The 14,973-nt window shown below is 40.1% G+C and carries 17 protein-coding genes; 11 read left to right on the top strand and 6 right to left on the bottom strand.

What is annotated here, in order from left to right; all coding sequences use genetic code 11:
* Nucleotides 1-172: 172 nt before the first annotated feature.
* Complete coding sequence (gene aroE / locus I2F31_RS12700; protein WP_195773985.1) at nucleotides 173-976, top strand: shikimate dehydrogenase; 804 nt, start codon at nucleotides 173-175, stop codon at nucleotides 974-976.
* A 12-nt stretch (nucleotides 977-988) separates the two neighbouring features.
* On the opposite strand, the gene hemW is transcribed toward aroE, so the two are convergent.
* Nucleotides 989-2,143, bottom strand: coding sequence for a radical SAM family heme chaperone HemW (hemW, locus tag I2F31_RS12695; RefSeq protein ID WP_195769988.1), 1,155 nt, complete (start codon nucleotides 2,141-2,143; stop codon nucleotides 989-991).
* Nucleotides 2,144-2,377: 234 nt separating this feature from the next.
* Between hemW and I2F31_RS12690 the strand changes: the two genes are divergently transcribed.
* Nucleotides 2,378-3,733: an MATE family efflux transporter gene (locus I2F31_RS12690; protein WP_195769987.1), complete on the top strand. Its 1,356-nt coding sequence runs from the start codon at nucleotides 2,378-2,380 to the stop codon at nucleotides 3,731-3,733.
* Nucleotides 3,734-3,740: 7 nt separating this feature from the next.
* On the opposite strand, the gene coaBC is transcribed toward I2F31_RS12690, so the two are convergent.
* Nucleotides 3,741-4,997 carry a bifunctional phosphopantothenoylcysteine decarboxylase/phosphopantothenate--cysteine ligase CoaBC gene (coaBC, locus tag I2F31_RS12685; protein ID WP_195770018.1) on the bottom strand — a complete coding sequence of 419 codons (1,257 nt, stop codon included), beginning with the start codon at nucleotides 4,995-4,997 and terminating at the stop codon, nucleotides 3,741-3,743.
* An 88-nt stretch (nucleotides 4,998-5,085) separates the two neighbouring features.
* Here coaBC and radC point away from each other — a divergent pair, with 88 nt between their 5' ends.
* Together radC and I2F31_RS12675 are read left to right on the top strand one after the other, a co-directional pair.
* Nucleotides 5,086-5,784, top strand: a complete 699-nt coding sequence (gene radC, locus I2F31_RS12680; RefSeq protein WP_195769986.1) for a RadC family protein — start codon at nucleotides 5,086-5,088, stop codon at nucleotides 5,782-5,784.
* Between the two features lie 23 nt (nucleotides 5,785-5,807).
* Complete coding sequence (locus I2F31_RS12675; RefSeq protein ID WP_195769985.1) at nucleotides 5,808-6,719, top strand: bestrophin family protein; 912 nt, start codon at nucleotides 5,808-5,810, stop codon at nucleotides 6,717-6,719.
* Here the strand turns inward: I2F31_RS12675 and I2F31_RS12670 are convergent.
* The gene (locus I2F31_RS12670; protein WP_195769984.1) at nucleotides 6,716-7,567 is read right to left on the bottom strand and encodes a PHP domain-containing protein; all 852 of its coding nucleotides are present in this window, start codon (nucleotides 7,565-7,567) and stop codon (nucleotides 6,716-6,718) included. The two genes, I2F31_RS12675 and I2F31_RS12670, sit on opposite strands and share 4 nt — an antisense overlap.
* Before the next feature lie 44 nt (nucleotides 7,568-7,611).
* Here I2F31_RS12670 and I2F31_RS12665 point away from each other — a divergent pair, with 44 nt between their 5' ends.
* From I2F31_RS12665 to mnmC, 4 genes are read left to right on the top strand one after another with little or no spacing between them, the layout of a single operon-like run.
* The gene (locus I2F31_RS12665; RefSeq protein WP_195769983.1) at nucleotides 7,612-8,223 is read left to right on the top strand and encodes a septation protein IspZ; all 612 of its coding nucleotides are present in this window, start codon (nucleotides 7,612-7,614) and stop codon (nucleotides 8,221-8,223) included.
* Nucleotides 8,224-8,248: 25 nt separating this feature from the next.
* Nucleotides 8,249-8,551 carry a YciI family protein gene (locus tag I2F31_RS12660; RefSeq protein WP_195769982.1) on the top strand — a complete coding sequence of 101 codons (303 nt, stop codon included), beginning with the start codon at nucleotides 8,249-8,251 and terminating at the stop codon, nucleotides 8,549-8,551.
* A 4-nt stretch (nucleotides 8,552-8,555) separates the two neighbouring features.
* Nucleotides 8,556-9,011 carry a hypothetical protein gene (locus I2F31_RS12655; RefSeq protein ID WP_195769981.1) on the top strand — a complete coding sequence of 152 codons (456 nt, stop codon included), beginning with the start codon at nucleotides 8,556-8,558 and terminating at the stop codon, nucleotides 9,009-9,011.
* A gap of 8 nt (nucleotides 9,012-9,019) precedes the next feature.
* On the top strand, nucleotides 9,020-10,870 hold the full coding sequence (mnmC, locus tag I2F31_RS12650; RefSeq protein WP_195773984.1) for an FAD-dependent 5-carboxymethylaminomethyl-2-thiouridine(34) oxidoreductase MnmC: 1,851 nt from the start codon (nucleotides 9,020-9,022) through the stop codon (nucleotides 10,868-10,870).
* A gap of 23 nt (nucleotides 10,871-10,893) precedes the next feature.
* On the opposite strand, the gene I2F31_RS12645 is transcribed toward mnmC, so the two are convergent.
* Nucleotides 10,894-11,202 (bottom strand): rhodanese-like domain-containing protein, encoded by a 309-nt coding sequence (locus I2F31_RS12645; RefSeq protein WP_195769980.1) that lies wholly within the window; start codon nucleotides 11,200-11,202, stop codon nucleotides 10,894-10,896.
* A 90-nt stretch (nucleotides 11,203-11,292) separates the two neighbouring features.
* Here I2F31_RS12645 and I2F31_RS12640 point away from each other — a divergent pair, with 90 nt between their 5' ends.
* Complete coding sequence (locus I2F31_RS12640; RefSeq protein WP_195769979.1) at nucleotides 11,293-11,781, top strand: YajQ family cyclic di-GMP-binding protein; 489 nt, start codon at nucleotides 11,293-11,295, stop codon at nucleotides 11,779-11,781.
* 19 nt (nucleotides 11,782-11,800) lie between these two features.
* On the opposite strand, the gene I2F31_RS12635 is transcribed toward I2F31_RS12640, so the two are convergent.
* Together I2F31_RS12635 and trxC are read right to left on the bottom strand one after the other, a co-directional pair.
* Nucleotides 11,801-12,220, bottom strand: a complete 420-nt coding sequence (locus I2F31_RS12635; RefSeq protein WP_195769978.1) for an acyl-CoA thioesterase — start codon at nucleotides 12,218-12,220, stop codon at nucleotides 11,801-11,803.
* A gap of 17 nt (nucleotides 12,221-12,237) precedes the next feature.
* Nucleotides 12,238-12,666, bottom strand: a complete 429-nt coding sequence (gene trxC / locus I2F31_RS12630; RefSeq protein WP_195770016.1) for a thioredoxin TrxC — start codon at nucleotides 12,664-12,666, stop codon at nucleotides 12,238-12,240.
* 184 nt (nucleotides 12,667-12,850) lie between these two features.
* On the opposite strand from trxC, the gene I2F31_RS12625 reads away from it, so the two are divergent.
* Nucleotides 12,851-13,186: a TIGR01244 family sulfur transferase gene (locus I2F31_RS12625; protein WP_195769977.1), complete on the top strand. Its 336-nt coding sequence runs from the start codon at nucleotides 12,851-12,853 to the stop codon at nucleotides 13,184-13,186.
* A 533-nt stretch (nucleotides 13,187-13,719) separates the two neighbouring features.
* A complete protein-coding gene (locus tag I2F31_RS12620; protein ID WP_195769976.1) occupies nucleotides 13,720-14,766 on the top strand; it encodes a 5'-methylthioadenosine/S-adenosylhomocysteine nucleosidase in 1,047 nt (348 codons plus the stop codon).
* Nucleotides 14,767-14,973: the final 207 nt, after the last annotated feature.

Below are 14,973 nucleotides of genomic sequence, written 5' to 3'. Positions count from 1 at the left end.
CGATTGTTGTTTTTATCTACATAACATCTTATTTCTTTCGATTTTATCTCACTTATTATTAAAAATAACAATCTATCATACGCTCAAATATTCAACAACCATCGTTTTTATGGCGGTATTTTTGTTATGATATGTTTACATGAAATTTATTCAATTCATTAAAGTACCGTCTATGAATCAAACTAAAAAATTTGCAGTGATTGGGAACCCTATTCAACACTCGCGCTCGCCTGAATTACATCAAGCCTTTGCAAAAAAACTAAATATTACACTAGATTACGACAAAATTTTTTCAGAAGTCCCTGCATTTAAAACCACTGTTTTTGCATTTTTTAAACAAGGTGGTCAAGGAATGAATGTCACTGTGCCCTTTAAAGAAGATGCTTTTTTATTGTGTGATGTACTGACTGACCGTGCAAAAGCAGCCAAAGCTGTAAATACACTGTGGTCAAAAGAAGGGAAAATTTATGGCGACAATACTGACGGACAAGGTTTAGTTGATGCAATTCACGCCCTTGGTTGGTCTTTACAAGGTGCAAAAATTCTCATTTTAGGTGCAGGCGGTGCAACTCGTGGCGTGGTACTCCCCCTCGCACATGCAGGTGCTCAAGAGATTGTCATTGCCAATCGCACGCTCACAAGAGCAACTCAACTGGTTGCAGACCTTAAAAACCAAGTCGGCTCGACAACGCTCAATGCATGTGCTTTAGATGACTTGGCAGGTGAATTTGATTTAGTCATTAACGCAACTTCTGCTTCGCTGTCAGGTGATGCATTAGTACTCCCCGATACACTGCAATTTAGCCACGCCTATGAAATGGCCTATGGCAAACCATCTACATTTTTAGCACAGGCTGAACAACGTGGCATTCCCTACAGCGATGGTTTTGGCATGCTTGTGGGTCAAGCGATTGTTTCCTTTGAAATTTGGAATGGTTGCAAACCAAATTTAGCAGACTTTTTAAGCTTAAAGTAACGGCATGGCACGCTATAAAAACTGCTCTAACACGCTGTTTAAAAACAAATGTCCTTTTCGCGTACAGGCCAATACATCAGCAGCATCACAAAGTAGCTGTTGTTGTTGTAGTTGCTTAATTTTGGGCTGTAAATGAGCTAAAGAAAGCCCTGTTCGCTCTGTATAAGCTTGTGCATGAATGCCTTCATTTAAACGTAAGACATTCATCATAAATTCAAAAGGCATATCGTCAGCAGCAATCTGTTGCCACTGAAGGTTTGGTGCAGGCACTTGTGCTAAGTAGTCTTTTGGCAACCGCGTTTTTTGAAAGCGATAAACACCATCAGGCAAAGTCACTTTACCATGTGCCCCCGCCCCTATGGCTAGATAGTCACCAAACTGCCAATAATTCATATTATGCAAAGATGGCGCTTCTTTTCGCCATGCAGATACTTCGTACTGTTTGAAACCTTGAGCGGTTAAATAGGCTTCGCCTTTGACTTGTATGTCTTCTAAGGTGTTTTCATGCGGTAAAATGGGTTGGGTTCGGAAAAAAACGGTATTCGGTTCAATGGTCAGTTGATACCAAGAAATATGTGTTGCACCATGTTCTACCGCTTGTTTTAAATCAAATAATGCTTGCTCACAGGTTTGCTCAGGTAAGCCATGCATTAAGTCGACATTTACACGGCGAAAACCTGCTTGCTTGGCTTTTTGTATGGCATCCGTTGCATTATCAGCCGAGTGAATACGACCCAGTTTCTTTAAATGCACCGTATCAAAAGTTTGTACTCCGAGTGACAAACGGTTGACCCCTACATTTAAGTAGTCTTCAAAAGGTTGATGCTCTAGCGTACCAGGGTTGGCTTCTAAGGTAATTTCACAGTCTGCCGTGAAATTGATTTTTCTTTTAATCTGCTCAAATAACCATGCATAGCCACGAGCAGAAATGAGCGACGGCGTCCCCCCACCAATAAAAACACTTTCAATTGCACGCCCTTGGACATATTCAAGCTGTGTATTTAAGTCTTCAACCAATGCCTTTAAATACTGTTGCTCTAAATCTAAAGACAATGTTCCATCGGGCACAGTATGTGAGTTAAAGTCACAATATGGGCATTTTTTTACGCACCACGGCATGTGGATATACAAAGATAACGGAATACTTTGGGGGCTTAATACAGTCAAAAATTTAACTCAATTACAAGGTGGTTTTTCAAAGTTAATATTAACATGCTGTCTTATCAATTGCGGCAGTCACAATAAAATAATCTTGTCGCAATTAAACGCTTTGCTCAGGTAAAAGCAGTTTTTTGAATGAGATTTTGCTATATTGCCACCTGTTTAAATCACAACAATTTAAGTGCCTACTGGGTGCTTTAGTTATTACAAAACCACGACCGCAATATAAGAGTACTTTGTATGACACAGGCTGCGAGCTTTCGCACTGAACTCAAAAAATTATTGGCACTCATGATTCCAATTTTAATGACCCAATTCTCTCAAGCAGGGCTAGGTTTAATTGACACCATCATGGCAGGGCAAATTTCAGCAGCAGACCTTGCCGCAATCGCCATTGGTGTCGGAATTTGGATTCCAATTATGTTACTGTCGGCCAGTATTGTCATTGCGACCACACCTTTAATTGCTGAAGCGATTGGGGCAAAACAACGCCAAAATATTGCCTATATTGTTAGACAATCACTATGGCTTTCTGCGGGACTGGGTATTTTTGCCTTTTTTGTTTTACAACTCATGCCATTGATGCTGTCTGCATTTAAAGTGCCACTCGACCTACAAGCCAAAGTCAGCCTATTTTTACGTTCTATTGCATTTGGTATGCCAGCAGTGTGCATGTATACCTCTTTGCGTTGTTACTCTGAAGCGCTTGGTCACCCTCGTCCAGTCACGGCCATTAGTCTACTTTCTTTAGTTGTACTTATTCCGCTGAACTGTGTGTTTATGTATGGCATGGGCCCTTTCCCCGCACTAGGCAGTGCAGGTGGTGGCGTTGCTACAGCCATCTTACAATGGCTCATGTTCTTTACATTAGCCACCTATATTTCAAAAGCTGAAACCTACCACAATGATCAGCTGTTTACACGTTGGGATAGATTTAACCCTGTGATCGCAAAAAAGATTATTGTATTGGGTGTACCTATTGGCCTTGCTGTTTTTTTTGAAGTGAGTGTGTTTTCATCAGGTGCGATTATTTTAAGCACTTTGGGGGACACTGTCGTGGCGGCACATCAGATTGCCATTTCTGTCACATCTCAATTATTTATGATTCCCATGTCACTATCGATTGCCTTAACGATTCGTGTAGGTACGTATTATGGTGAAAAGAACTGGGATGCCATGAAAAAAGTACAACATGTGGGACTGGTTACAGCCACCTGTTCTGCCTGTATCACCATGGTGATTATTGCTGTTTTTAAAGAGCAGATTACCGCACTGTATACCCATGACCTACGTGTTGCTCAAATTACATTATCTTTACTGTACTTTTGTATTAGTTATCAACTGCTCGACGCCCTGCAAGTCAGTGCAGCAGGCTGTTTACGAGGCATGCAAGATACCCGCTCGTCTATGTGGGTCACGCTCATTTCATATTGGGGCATTAGTATGCCACTAAGTATCTATTGGATTCGTTACTCAGTTCATGGCCCTGAAGCCATTTGGTTCAGTTTAAATATCGGATTACTAATTGCCTGTATTTTACTACTCAGTCGACTCTACATCACCAATAAACAAGTCATACAGCAACACACGCCATAGCTTCTTGCTATGGTCGTTTATGTTGTTGTAATGCCATTGATATCGCCTCAACCAATTGCTGTGCAATCTCTAGTTTCGGTGCACGCTGTAGGGTTTGAGCAGGCATCGCATATTGCTGTGCAAAAAAGACCACCATGGCATTGTGATCTGACGCAAAACCAATATCGGCTCTAGAGACATCGTTACAGGCAATCATATCTAATTTTTTCGCCACTAGTTTTTTATTGGCATAGTCTTCAACATGCTGTGTTTCTGCGGCAAAGCCGACCATAAACGGGCGTTTAGGTTGCTTGGCAATGGTAGCCACAATGTCTGGGTTTTTAAGTAAATCAATGGCTAAAGTATCACCCGATTTTTTAATTTTTTGTGTCGCAACTTCTGCCACTCTATAATCTGCAACTGCAGCTGTTGCAATAAACACATCACAACCTACGTCTATACAAGCTAGACTTTTTTCAAGCATTGCACTGGCAGAAGTCACATTATGACGTGTAACACCGTGTGGCGTAGATAAGCTCACAGGCCCTGCAATTAAATCTACTTCAGCACCAGCAGCATAACATGCTGTTGCCAAAGCAAAGCCCATTTTGCCTGTACTATGGTTTGAAATATAACGTACAGGGTCTATGGCTTCACGGGTCGGCCCTGCAGTAATCACCACACGTTTTCCTGCCAACAAACCAAATCTTTTGGCTAAATCACGTTGTTTTTGCTGAAAATACAAATAAACTTGCTCTGCTAAAAGCTCAGGTTCTGGCATACGCCCTAAACCAACATCACCACACGCTTGTACACCAGCATCGGGTACAATCACATGCACGCCATCTGTATTCAACGTATTTAAATTTCGTTGTGTGGCTTTCGCTGCCCACATTTGCTTATTCATAGCAGGAGCAACCCATACAGGTGCTTTAGTGGCCAGATATACTGTAGAAAGTAAATCATCAGCCAAGCCTTGAGCCAATTTTGCAATCACATCACAACTTGCAGGTGCAACCAGTAGCAAATCTGCCCAACGAGCAAGCTCTATATGCCCCATACCCGCTTCTGCTTCAGGGTCAAGTAAAGTGGTATGTACAGGATTACCAGAGAGTGCTTGGAAAGTTAACGGTGTAACAAAAGCTTGTGCCCCTTTGGTCATCACCACACGCACGTTAAAGCCGTAATCTTTTAGACGGCGAACCAAAATGGCACTCTTATAGGCAGCAATCCCACCTGTAACAGCCAATACGATGTTTTTACTGAAATTTATATCTTGATTCAAACCACTCACCCATTGCAACTCATCTTGCACTGTGGCTCACAATAGCATTAAATAAGCCGTCACCCAAGCACATAAACCGCCAAATCACATGAGCAATTATCGTACGACATCACCCATTCATTCGTGGCCAGAGCAAGAACGTCCGAGAGAGCGTCTACTCAAACAAGGGCCACAAAGTTTATCTGATGCTGAACTCTTAGCCATTTTTTTACGCTCAGGCTCGCAACAACATTCCGCGGTGAGCCTTGCTCGGCAACTCATTCAGCACTTTGGTGGTCTTAACCCCATTTTTGACTGTACTTTAGAACAGCTCACCACCTTTCACGGTATTGGTCACACCAAATATGCACAGCTAATGGCAGTTAAAGAACTTGGACGGCGTTATATTGAACAAGACTATACCTTGGCAAAAAAACCTTTTGATGCATCTAAAAAAGTCATCGATTTTTTACGTTATCAACTACAAGGGGAAAAACAAGAAGTCTTTGCCGTACTGTGTTTAGATGCTGACCTGTGCAAACTTGATTTTAGTATTCTGTTTTATGGCAGCATCAATCAATGCCAATTTTCAAGCAATCAATTTACACGGCATATTGTTGCACAGCATGCCTCACAAATTGTGATTTGTCATACCCACCCTTTTGGGCATGCACAACCCTCTGAAGCAGACCATCAACTCACCCAAAATATTCAACAGATCTGCACCTTAGTAGAAATACAGCTGATTGACCATTGCATTATTTCACCAACAGGTTCATTCTCTTTTGCAGAGCATCAACTCATATAAAGCACAACGCAAAGATTTGAAATATGATTGTCAGAGATAAAAATAATATTATTCAGCTGTTATTTTCATGGCATGGCACAATTTTGCCTAAAGTCATTCCAGAACTGATGATTTTAATGCTCATTTCTGGTGTAGCCACATTCTTGTCTTATCAGCACCATATTGATGTCCCACAAGTGCCTGCTCTTGGCTTTACCGTATTTGGTATTATTCTTTCTATTTTTTTAGGGTTTCGTAATAATGCCAGTTATGACCGTTGGTGGGAAGGGCGTAAACTGTGGGGAGCACTCATTGCCACCACACGCCACATAGACCGTGACAGTCATATCTTATCAACACCACGACGTGAACGAACATTGCATCATTTAATCTGTTTTACCAATGTATTACGTGACCGCTTACGCCAACAAACCGCCGACTTAGAGCATTATTTAGAACGTGTTGCCCTCAGCACAGAAGCCGTCAACGACTTAAAAGACCACATCAATGCACCGCAATATATGCTGAGCTTAATGCAAAAAGAACTCTTTGAAGCATACAAAGCAGGTGAGCTCAGCGATATTTTATATACTCAACTCAACAACCATATTATTGAACTCGGTGCGGTGCAAGCAGGTTGCGACCGCATTGCAGGTACACCACTTCCTTATGCCTATGCCGTGTTATTAAACCGTGCTGTTTATAGTTTTTGTTTTCTACTGCCCTTTAGTTTAGGCAGTGTATTAGGTATTTGGACACCCATTTTGGTTGGCTTGTTGGCTTATATGTTTTTAGGTCTAGATAAACTCGGGGCAGAGCTCGAAGAACCTTTTGGTAAACAAGATAACGACTTACCACTCGACTCTATTGTAAGACTCATAGAGCGAGAGCTACTCACCTCACTCAAACAACCTCTACCACCCACCATTGCACTAGATAAGCACAATTTACACTAATTAAACCTTTCCCAAACGCCGACTTGTCCATCTTTCAACACAGGCGTTTGACCCAACTTTGCCCACGGCATATGGTCACCGTGAAAGTCACTGCCAATAGATACATCAAAACCATATTGTGTAATTAAACGATCTATCATTTGCCGTGTAGAAGCGGTTTCAGTACGTGGAGGCAACTCTACCGCATCGCCTCCCAACTGGTGAAACAACGCCATTAAATAACGAATATTCGTTGCAGATAAACCATAACGTGTTGGGTGTGCAAGTATGGCGATGCCTTTAGCCTCATGAATGGTTTGAATGGTCTGTGCCAAGTCAATCCAATTTAAACCCACATACGCAGGCTTGCCTTCTTTTAAAAAGCGATCAAAGGCTTGTTGCAGGCGGTTCACCACCCTATTTTCCAACAAAGCCTGTGCAATATGATTACGGGTAATATGATCTGCTTGCCCATCTACACGACTTAACACTTCACTATAGAAATCATGTTTGAGTACTTTTTCTAATTTTTCACAGATCAGCTGTGCCCTTTCAGCACGCACACGCTTTTGCGTACATAATACTACTTCTAAACATTCGACATGCTGCATGTTTAACGCCACAATATGCACACCATATTTTTTATTGGTGCTTGGGCGTGACCATTGGCTTGAAATTTCTACACCTGTAATGATTTTTATGTCATGCTCAGTCGATGCATCTATTGCACGTTGCACACCGTCCATCGAGTCATGGTCTGTGAGTGCCAACGTATGAACCCCTAAATGAGCAGCTTTTTCTACAAGCGCCTCGGGGGACAAAGCACCATCAGAAATATTACTATGCGTATGTAAATCTATACCCTGCATATCTTATACTGTACCACTCAAGAGATAGGATTAAACACTTTAACATGAAAGCACTTTTGGACTTTATCCCATTAATTATATTTTTCTATTTTTATAAAACTGTTGATCCTAATAATACCCACCACCCATTACTCACGCTGATTGGTTCAGCAGGTGGTAAAGACAATAATAATATTTTAGTCGCAACAGCAGCACTCATTATTTCAATGGTTGTCGTCTATACCGTACTATTTATCTCCCAAAAGTTTCGTCTTGAAAAACAACAATGGTTAATTTTATTCATGACCGTCGTTTTTGGCGGTGTAACCCTCATGCTCAGTGATGACTTCTATATTAAGCTTAAAGCGGCACTACTTAATCTATTATTTGCAGGTGCATTCCTACTCTCACCTTTCTTTAACAAAGAGCGTACACCACTCATCAAACGTATGTTTGGCCCTGTACTCGAACTTTCAGCTCAAGGCTGGCGTAAACTCAACTATGCTTGGGCAGCTATGTTTTTTGTGATGTGTTCACTACATGTATTTTTTGCATTTATTTTTATGAAAGGTAAATACTGGGGTGAATTTACATCATTTGGTGATTTACTGGTGATGTTTTCGTTTATTATTGGACAATTCATTTTACTCAGAAAACACTTTAAATCAGACAACTAAGCACATTATTTAAAAGGAATTTAACATGGCTTTATATATCATTACCTGCACAGACCATGACAATGTACTCGAGCAACGCCTTGCTGCTCGCCCGGACCATTTGGCACGTTTAGAAAAACTAGACGCAGCAGGGCAACTCATACTTGGTGGGCCAATGCCTAAAAATCCAGACAATATTCAAGATGGGTTTTATGGCAGTACGCTTGTGGTTGATTTTGCCACGAGAGAGGCACTCGATGCATGGTTGGCAGAAGAACCCTACCTCAAAGCAGGTGTGTACCGCCATATCGATATTAAACCATTCATTCAAGTTTTCCCTAAAGGCTAACATTATGCGTCATGTTGTCTGTCGTTTCCTCGCAAGCATACTCTGGCTACCATCACTGAGCTGGGCTCTAGCACCTACTGCACAAACTACTCAGGCTACAGCTACGGCAAGTAGTGTCGCTATATCGCCTACAGTAAAAAAAGGGCCAGCACCTCTTGTTGAGCCCAACTCACCTGCTCAATTGGCACAAAAAAAAGCAGAAGATGACCTTAAAATAAAAGCGTTGGTTAAAAATCAAGAAGTACGTATGCAACAACTTGAAAAAGCCAACCTTGATGCACTGGCACGCAACCAAGAATTACAACTTAAAAATGACAATCTTGGGGTACAAGTTCAAGTGCTACAAAGTGAACGTACAGCACAATTATTTATGTATGGTGCAGCAACACTTGGGGTTGGTGTACTGCTTGGCTTTATTTTGGCGGGTTATATTTATACCAAACGCCGTAGACAGTGGTAAGTAAAGGAATATTTGTGTTTGGAAAGATTGAACATGCCGAACTAGACTGGCAGTCCGTTGATGGTATAGATATCCCTTGCTCTCGCCAATTTGGTGATGTGTACTTTTCAAAAGCCAATGGCTTACTCGAAACACGGCATGTTTTTTTAAATGGCAATGACCTCAGCACACGCCTAGCTCAACTCACAGATTATCAATATTTTTGTGTGGGTGAAACAGGCTTTGGTACAGGCTTAAATGTTTTAGCCCTATGGCAACTATGGCGTGAGGTACGTTGCGATAATCACAGCCACCTACACGTAGTCAGCGTTGAAAAATACCCGCTATCACATCAAGACCTGAGCCGTGCACTTAAAGCATGGCCCGAGCTTGAACCTCTGGCACAACAGTTGATAGAACAATACCCTCAAGCAATTGCAGGCTGTCATCGACTTTCATTCTCAGAAGAACGCTTTAGTATTGACCTTTGGTTTGGCGATGCGGCCGATATTTTCCCAGTAATCACGACTAGAACACCTGTTAATGCTTGGTTTTTAGATGGCTTTGCCCCATCTTGTAACCCTGAGTTATGGCAAGAAAATATTCTCAAACATATCATTCGATTATCAGATATGGGAACAACCTTCGCTTCATTTAGTGTGGCAGGTATAATCAAACGAGGCCTACAAGCTCACGGCATACACATTAGCCGACCTAAAGGCTTTGGACATAAACGTGAAATGCTCAAAGGTGTCTGGCCACAAATAAGTACTGAACCAAACCAACCTACGCATAAACAGCAACACATTGCTATTATTGGTGCAGGCATTGCAGGTTTAACGACAGCATGGGCTTTTGCACAGCGAGGGTATCGTGTAGATCTCTTTGAGAAAACCACGCCACTGTGTGGTGGTTCTGGTAACCCTCTGGCACTCATTAACCCAAAAGTCTGCCCAATTGAACAAGCCCATGAACACCTCATGGTCTGTAGTTGGCAATATGCGCAAAACTACTATCAACAATTTAATGCATTTTCACCCATTGCCGTGCAACAAAGCGACCTTAAACATGCAGGCGAGCTACATCACATTGCCCAGAACTATCCTAAGAATACGTTTACAGCACTGAGTTTACCTGATCATCAATGTCATCACCCAACGGCAACACTTATGCATGCAGGCACCATTACACCACACCTGCTTAAAGATGAAATTCTGGCACATGCAAATATTCGGTTGCATATAGTGGATATTCGACACATCACTGAACACGCTAATGACGTTGTTCTAACAGACACACACGAAAACATCTATCAAGCAGACTATGTTGTGTCTTGTGTGGCGACAGCAAGCCCAGAGCTTGTGAAAAATCACCCCACATTAAAACCAATTCGTGGCCAAGTCAGTTGGTTCGAAACCAGCAGTTCACCACTTAAAGCACATACTGCACTCAGCTATGGTGGCTATATGGCACAGCTAGACCAAACACAAGTCATTTTAGGGGCATCATTTCAACCACAACGTACAGACACAAACGTACTTCTTGAAGACCATGAGCATAACTTAACACTGCTCAATCAAGCCTACCCAAAATATAGCGAACACTTTCCTCAGACCACTACGTGGCAAGGTCGTAGTGCAATTAGAGCACAAAGTCCAGACTACTTACCTTTGGTTGGTATTACCTCAGAGAGTACCCGCATTTATACCCATACAGGCTTAGGTTCTAAAGGCTTTTTATTTGCACCACTGTGTGCTGAAATTTTGGCCGCTGAAATTCATGGTGAGCTTCTCCCCATTCCTACTCAGTTATACAATAAACTCGCGCCACAGCGTTTTGACAAAAAAAAGAAGGCTAAGAAGCCTTACTATCAAAGTTAAAAAAAGCGCCTAAGGCGCTTTTTTTAACTTTGTATAGGCATACCTGCAGCTAGGACAGCTCGCATACCGCCCATTAAAACTACATATTCACGGCTATCATCATAGTTTTCTAATTTCTCTGCTGCACGTGGTGCTTTACTACCACCACCACAAAGTACATAGATCGGCTGGCCTACTGACACACTCATCAAACTCTGCTCAGTAATCTCATCAATTGGTAAATTGACTGTGCCTTTCAAATGCCCTTCACGGTATGATTGAACATCACGAACATCCCAAATGACTGCATCCTTTGGGAAGTCAAATGTTGTAATTTCTTGTTTACGGATCATGCTATACTCCTTTTTATAAAACAACACTTGGCAAATCAAGAAAACCCTCATAGCATCTCAGATATTTCATCCATTTGTAAAGGTATAGATATGTCATCTTTTGATATCGTTTCTGAACTTGAGCTTTTTGAAGTGAACCATGCGGTACAAAACACTCAAAAAGAGATCTCAACACGCTTTGACTTTCGTGGGCAAGACGTCAAAATCGAACTTAACGAAAAAAACAAAGAAATTAAAATTTCGACTGAAAGTGATTTTCAGTGTGAACAAGTCTACAGTATGCTAGAAAACCATTTTTACAAGCGTAAAATTGACGTACAAGCCATGGACCCAGAAAAAGCAACAGCTTCGGGAAAGCACATTGTACAAGTGATTAAACTTAAAGATGGCCTAGACTCAGATACTGCAAAGAAAGTGAACAAAGCCATTAAAGAAAGTGGTATTAAAGTTCAATCATCTATTCAAGGCGATAAAATTCGTGTTACAGATAAAAAGCGCGACACATTACAAAATGTCATGGCATTTTTGAAAGAACAACAGTTTGGTATCCCTTTACAGTTCAACAACTTTAAAGACTAAACATTAAAAAAACAGCTCCTTAAGGAGCTGTTTCATCAGACATTTTCGCTTTTAATGCCTCAGCAATTTGACGTTTACGGCCATTTGCATCTACGGCAACAAATGTAAAAATACCTGCAGTGACTTGCTTAGCAGGTCTAGATTCATCGTGACTGTCCCACACCTCGATTTGAATCTGAATAGATGTATTTCCTACTTTCAAAATTTTGGTATAGCAACTAATCACATCACCAATTTTTACAGGTACTAAAAAAGACATTTGATTAATGGCTATTGTTGCACAGCGACCTTGGCTAAAACGTTCAGCATGAATCGCACCTGCCAAGTCCATTTGTGAAACAATCCAGCCACCAAAAATATCACCACTCCAATTGGTGTCTGCAGGCATTGCAATCGTTTGCAGTGATAAAGTCCCTTCTGGTTTAATTGCTTGTGTCATGATTGCCCTCCTATGCTTTATAATTTTGTTAAGCTCTGATCAACCCATTGCTTTAATTCGGTCGCTTTGAGTGCACCACTCACACGTGCTAACTCTGTTGTTTTATTCATAAAAACCAATGTTGGAATACTACGAATATTAAATGCTTGGCTTAAACGTGGGTTTTCTTCAGTATTAATTTTTGCAAAAATCACATTTGTATATTGCGATGCAACATGCTCAAAATGTGGTGCCATCGCTTTACATGGGCCACACCAGTCTGCCCATAAATCAATCACTACAGGCAAATCACTATATTGTATAAAAGCACTAAAATTTTGCTCATTTAACACGATTGAATGTTGCGGTATTAGCATATCTTGGCATCGGCCACAGATGGGTTGATTAACCAGTTGATCTGTCTCTACTCTATTTTTAGCCGTACATGCTGGGCAAACCAAAATCATTTTATATTTCATCTCTAAACATACAACAATACCCTATCATAATCACAAAGTGCGTATCATGCCACCAGCTCAATTAACGCTATTGTTATCAAATAAAAACCTAACAAGCACTTACATCACAGCATATATTATTTATAATCTAGAGTAATATACACACATCTACATTAAAACACTGGAGCACCAAATGACTGAAGATGTTGGTTTTGCAGGACAAATTGGTCCTCAACAAGTCGATCAAATTGTGGAAAAAGGCTTTAAGTCTGTAATTAACAATCGCCCTGATTTTGAAGGTGGGTCAGAACAACCCACCAGTGCACAAATTGAAGAAGCCTCTAGAAATGTTGGTTTAGACTACGTTTATCAACCTGTCATTTCAGGGCAAATCACTGAACTTGATGTTAGAACCTTTGCGAATCACTACAATGAACTTCCAAAACCTATTTTGATGTTCTGCCGTACAGGTAGCCGAGCAAATAACTTATATCAAATTGCAAAACAAATGGATTTATTAGACGATTAAAGTCACTGATGATCTGTAGATGATATTATTTACAGATCATTCACTCCATGAAGTGTACTATCAGTAACTTACCATGGCGTTGAATTGTAAAGTAAGTATATCAGACAGATTCAAGTTGCACATTCAACACCCTCGAATTAGCTATAACTTTAGTTTAGATTCTCCAGCCTAAATACTTACGAAGATAATAACTCAACATACGTATACCATCTACGCGAATAATAAAAATATGGGCAAATGTTTACGAATTAAACCATTGATATTTTTTATTCTTTTCCCTCTCTGTTACTCGATATTAATCTGTAAAATAAGGTATATTGGCTCATTACATACGTTTTAATTGTGAATTGAGAACTTCCAAAAGAGATTAATAGAATCTAGCTTTTTTCAAGAATACTGCACGTGTTGCTCTAATCTACCTCCATTAAAAACAGCCTCAATGAAGAGTGAAAAATTAACATTTATTATTAATAGACAGCTCAAAAGAAAGATGTTACTTCTGTTTCACTATTACTTTTATTTAGGATATATCTATGAATCTTAAAAAATTATCTTTATTAAGCCTTGCGATTGGCTGTGGTATAGCACTCATTGGCTGTAGCTCTAACAACATCAATAAAAAGATACCAAGCTCTGCAGTACTTCAAAATAACAAATACTTAAGTGATAGTACACCAAGACTCGCTATTATTGCAGCATTTGGTCAAGAGGCTGATTTATTATTGGCTTCATTAAAAGACAAAAAAGACTATATTATTCAAGGTAAAAAATTCACAACAGGATTATTAGAAAATAAAGCCGTTGTCATTACTTTAAGTGGTATAAGTATGACAAATGCAGCAATGACTACACAGCTTCTAGCAGATCACTTTAATAGCCAACACATTATTTTTAGTGGCATTGCAGGTAGCTTAAACCCTAACTATCATGTAGGCGATGTTGTTATTGTAAAAAGCTGGATTGCTCCAAATGAAATATTTTATGCAAACAATACACAGACGCCATCTGCTTGTGGTTCTACAGGAGATATTTCCTGTCTTGGTCTGAAACTAGATCAAAGTATCCCGCCATATAAGACTCATTTTTTTAGACAAACAAATGTAATTAATTCATCAAACTACCAAAATATTGCATTAACAACACAAATTGGTGATCAAGCTATTCCTGTTGCATATGGTGAAATGAAAACAGATTTTAGTGTAGATCCAACATTATTAAATACTGCAGCTCGCATTCAAAATATTACTCAACCCTCTTTAGAAGCGATTTGTGCAAATAAGAATAACTGTTATCAGCCTAAAATTATTATAGGAGAGCGTGGTGTATCGAGTGGATCATTCCTAGCCAATAGTGAATATAGAGATTATCTACACAATCAATTAAAAGGGGATTGTGTAGATATGGAAACAGCTGCAGTTGCGCAAGTCGCTTATGCAAACAATATTCCATTTATTGCCTTTCGTAGCTTATCTGATTTAGCTGGTGCAGATCATGACCCAAATGTAGGTGCTTTTTTCTCATCTGGTGTTGCCCAACGTAATGCAGCAAAAGTGACAATTGCTTTTATTAAGGCATTGTAGATAAAAGCTTTATAGTGAAACCGTTTAAAACCAGTTAATAAAGCTTTGATTATTAGCTGTATAAAATTTTAGATGGTTTCATTATATTCATTTTTATACCTATAAAGTCCTAACGCATTATGAAGGATATTATATTTTCTTAAGTCTGATTGAATTTCCAGCATAAAAAAAAGCCCCCTTATTATAGGGGGCTTTTTAAGGAATAAG

Origin of the sequence: Acinetobacter rathckeae, from assembly GCF_015627125.1 — a bacterium.
Classification (GTDB): Bacteria; Pseudomonadota; Gammaproteobacteria; order Pseudomonadales; family Moraxellaceae; genus Acinetobacter; species Acinetobacter rathckeae.
The sequence above is the reverse complement of the archived record's forward strand: the minus strand, read 5'-3'. Positions and strand labels throughout refer to the sequence as shown.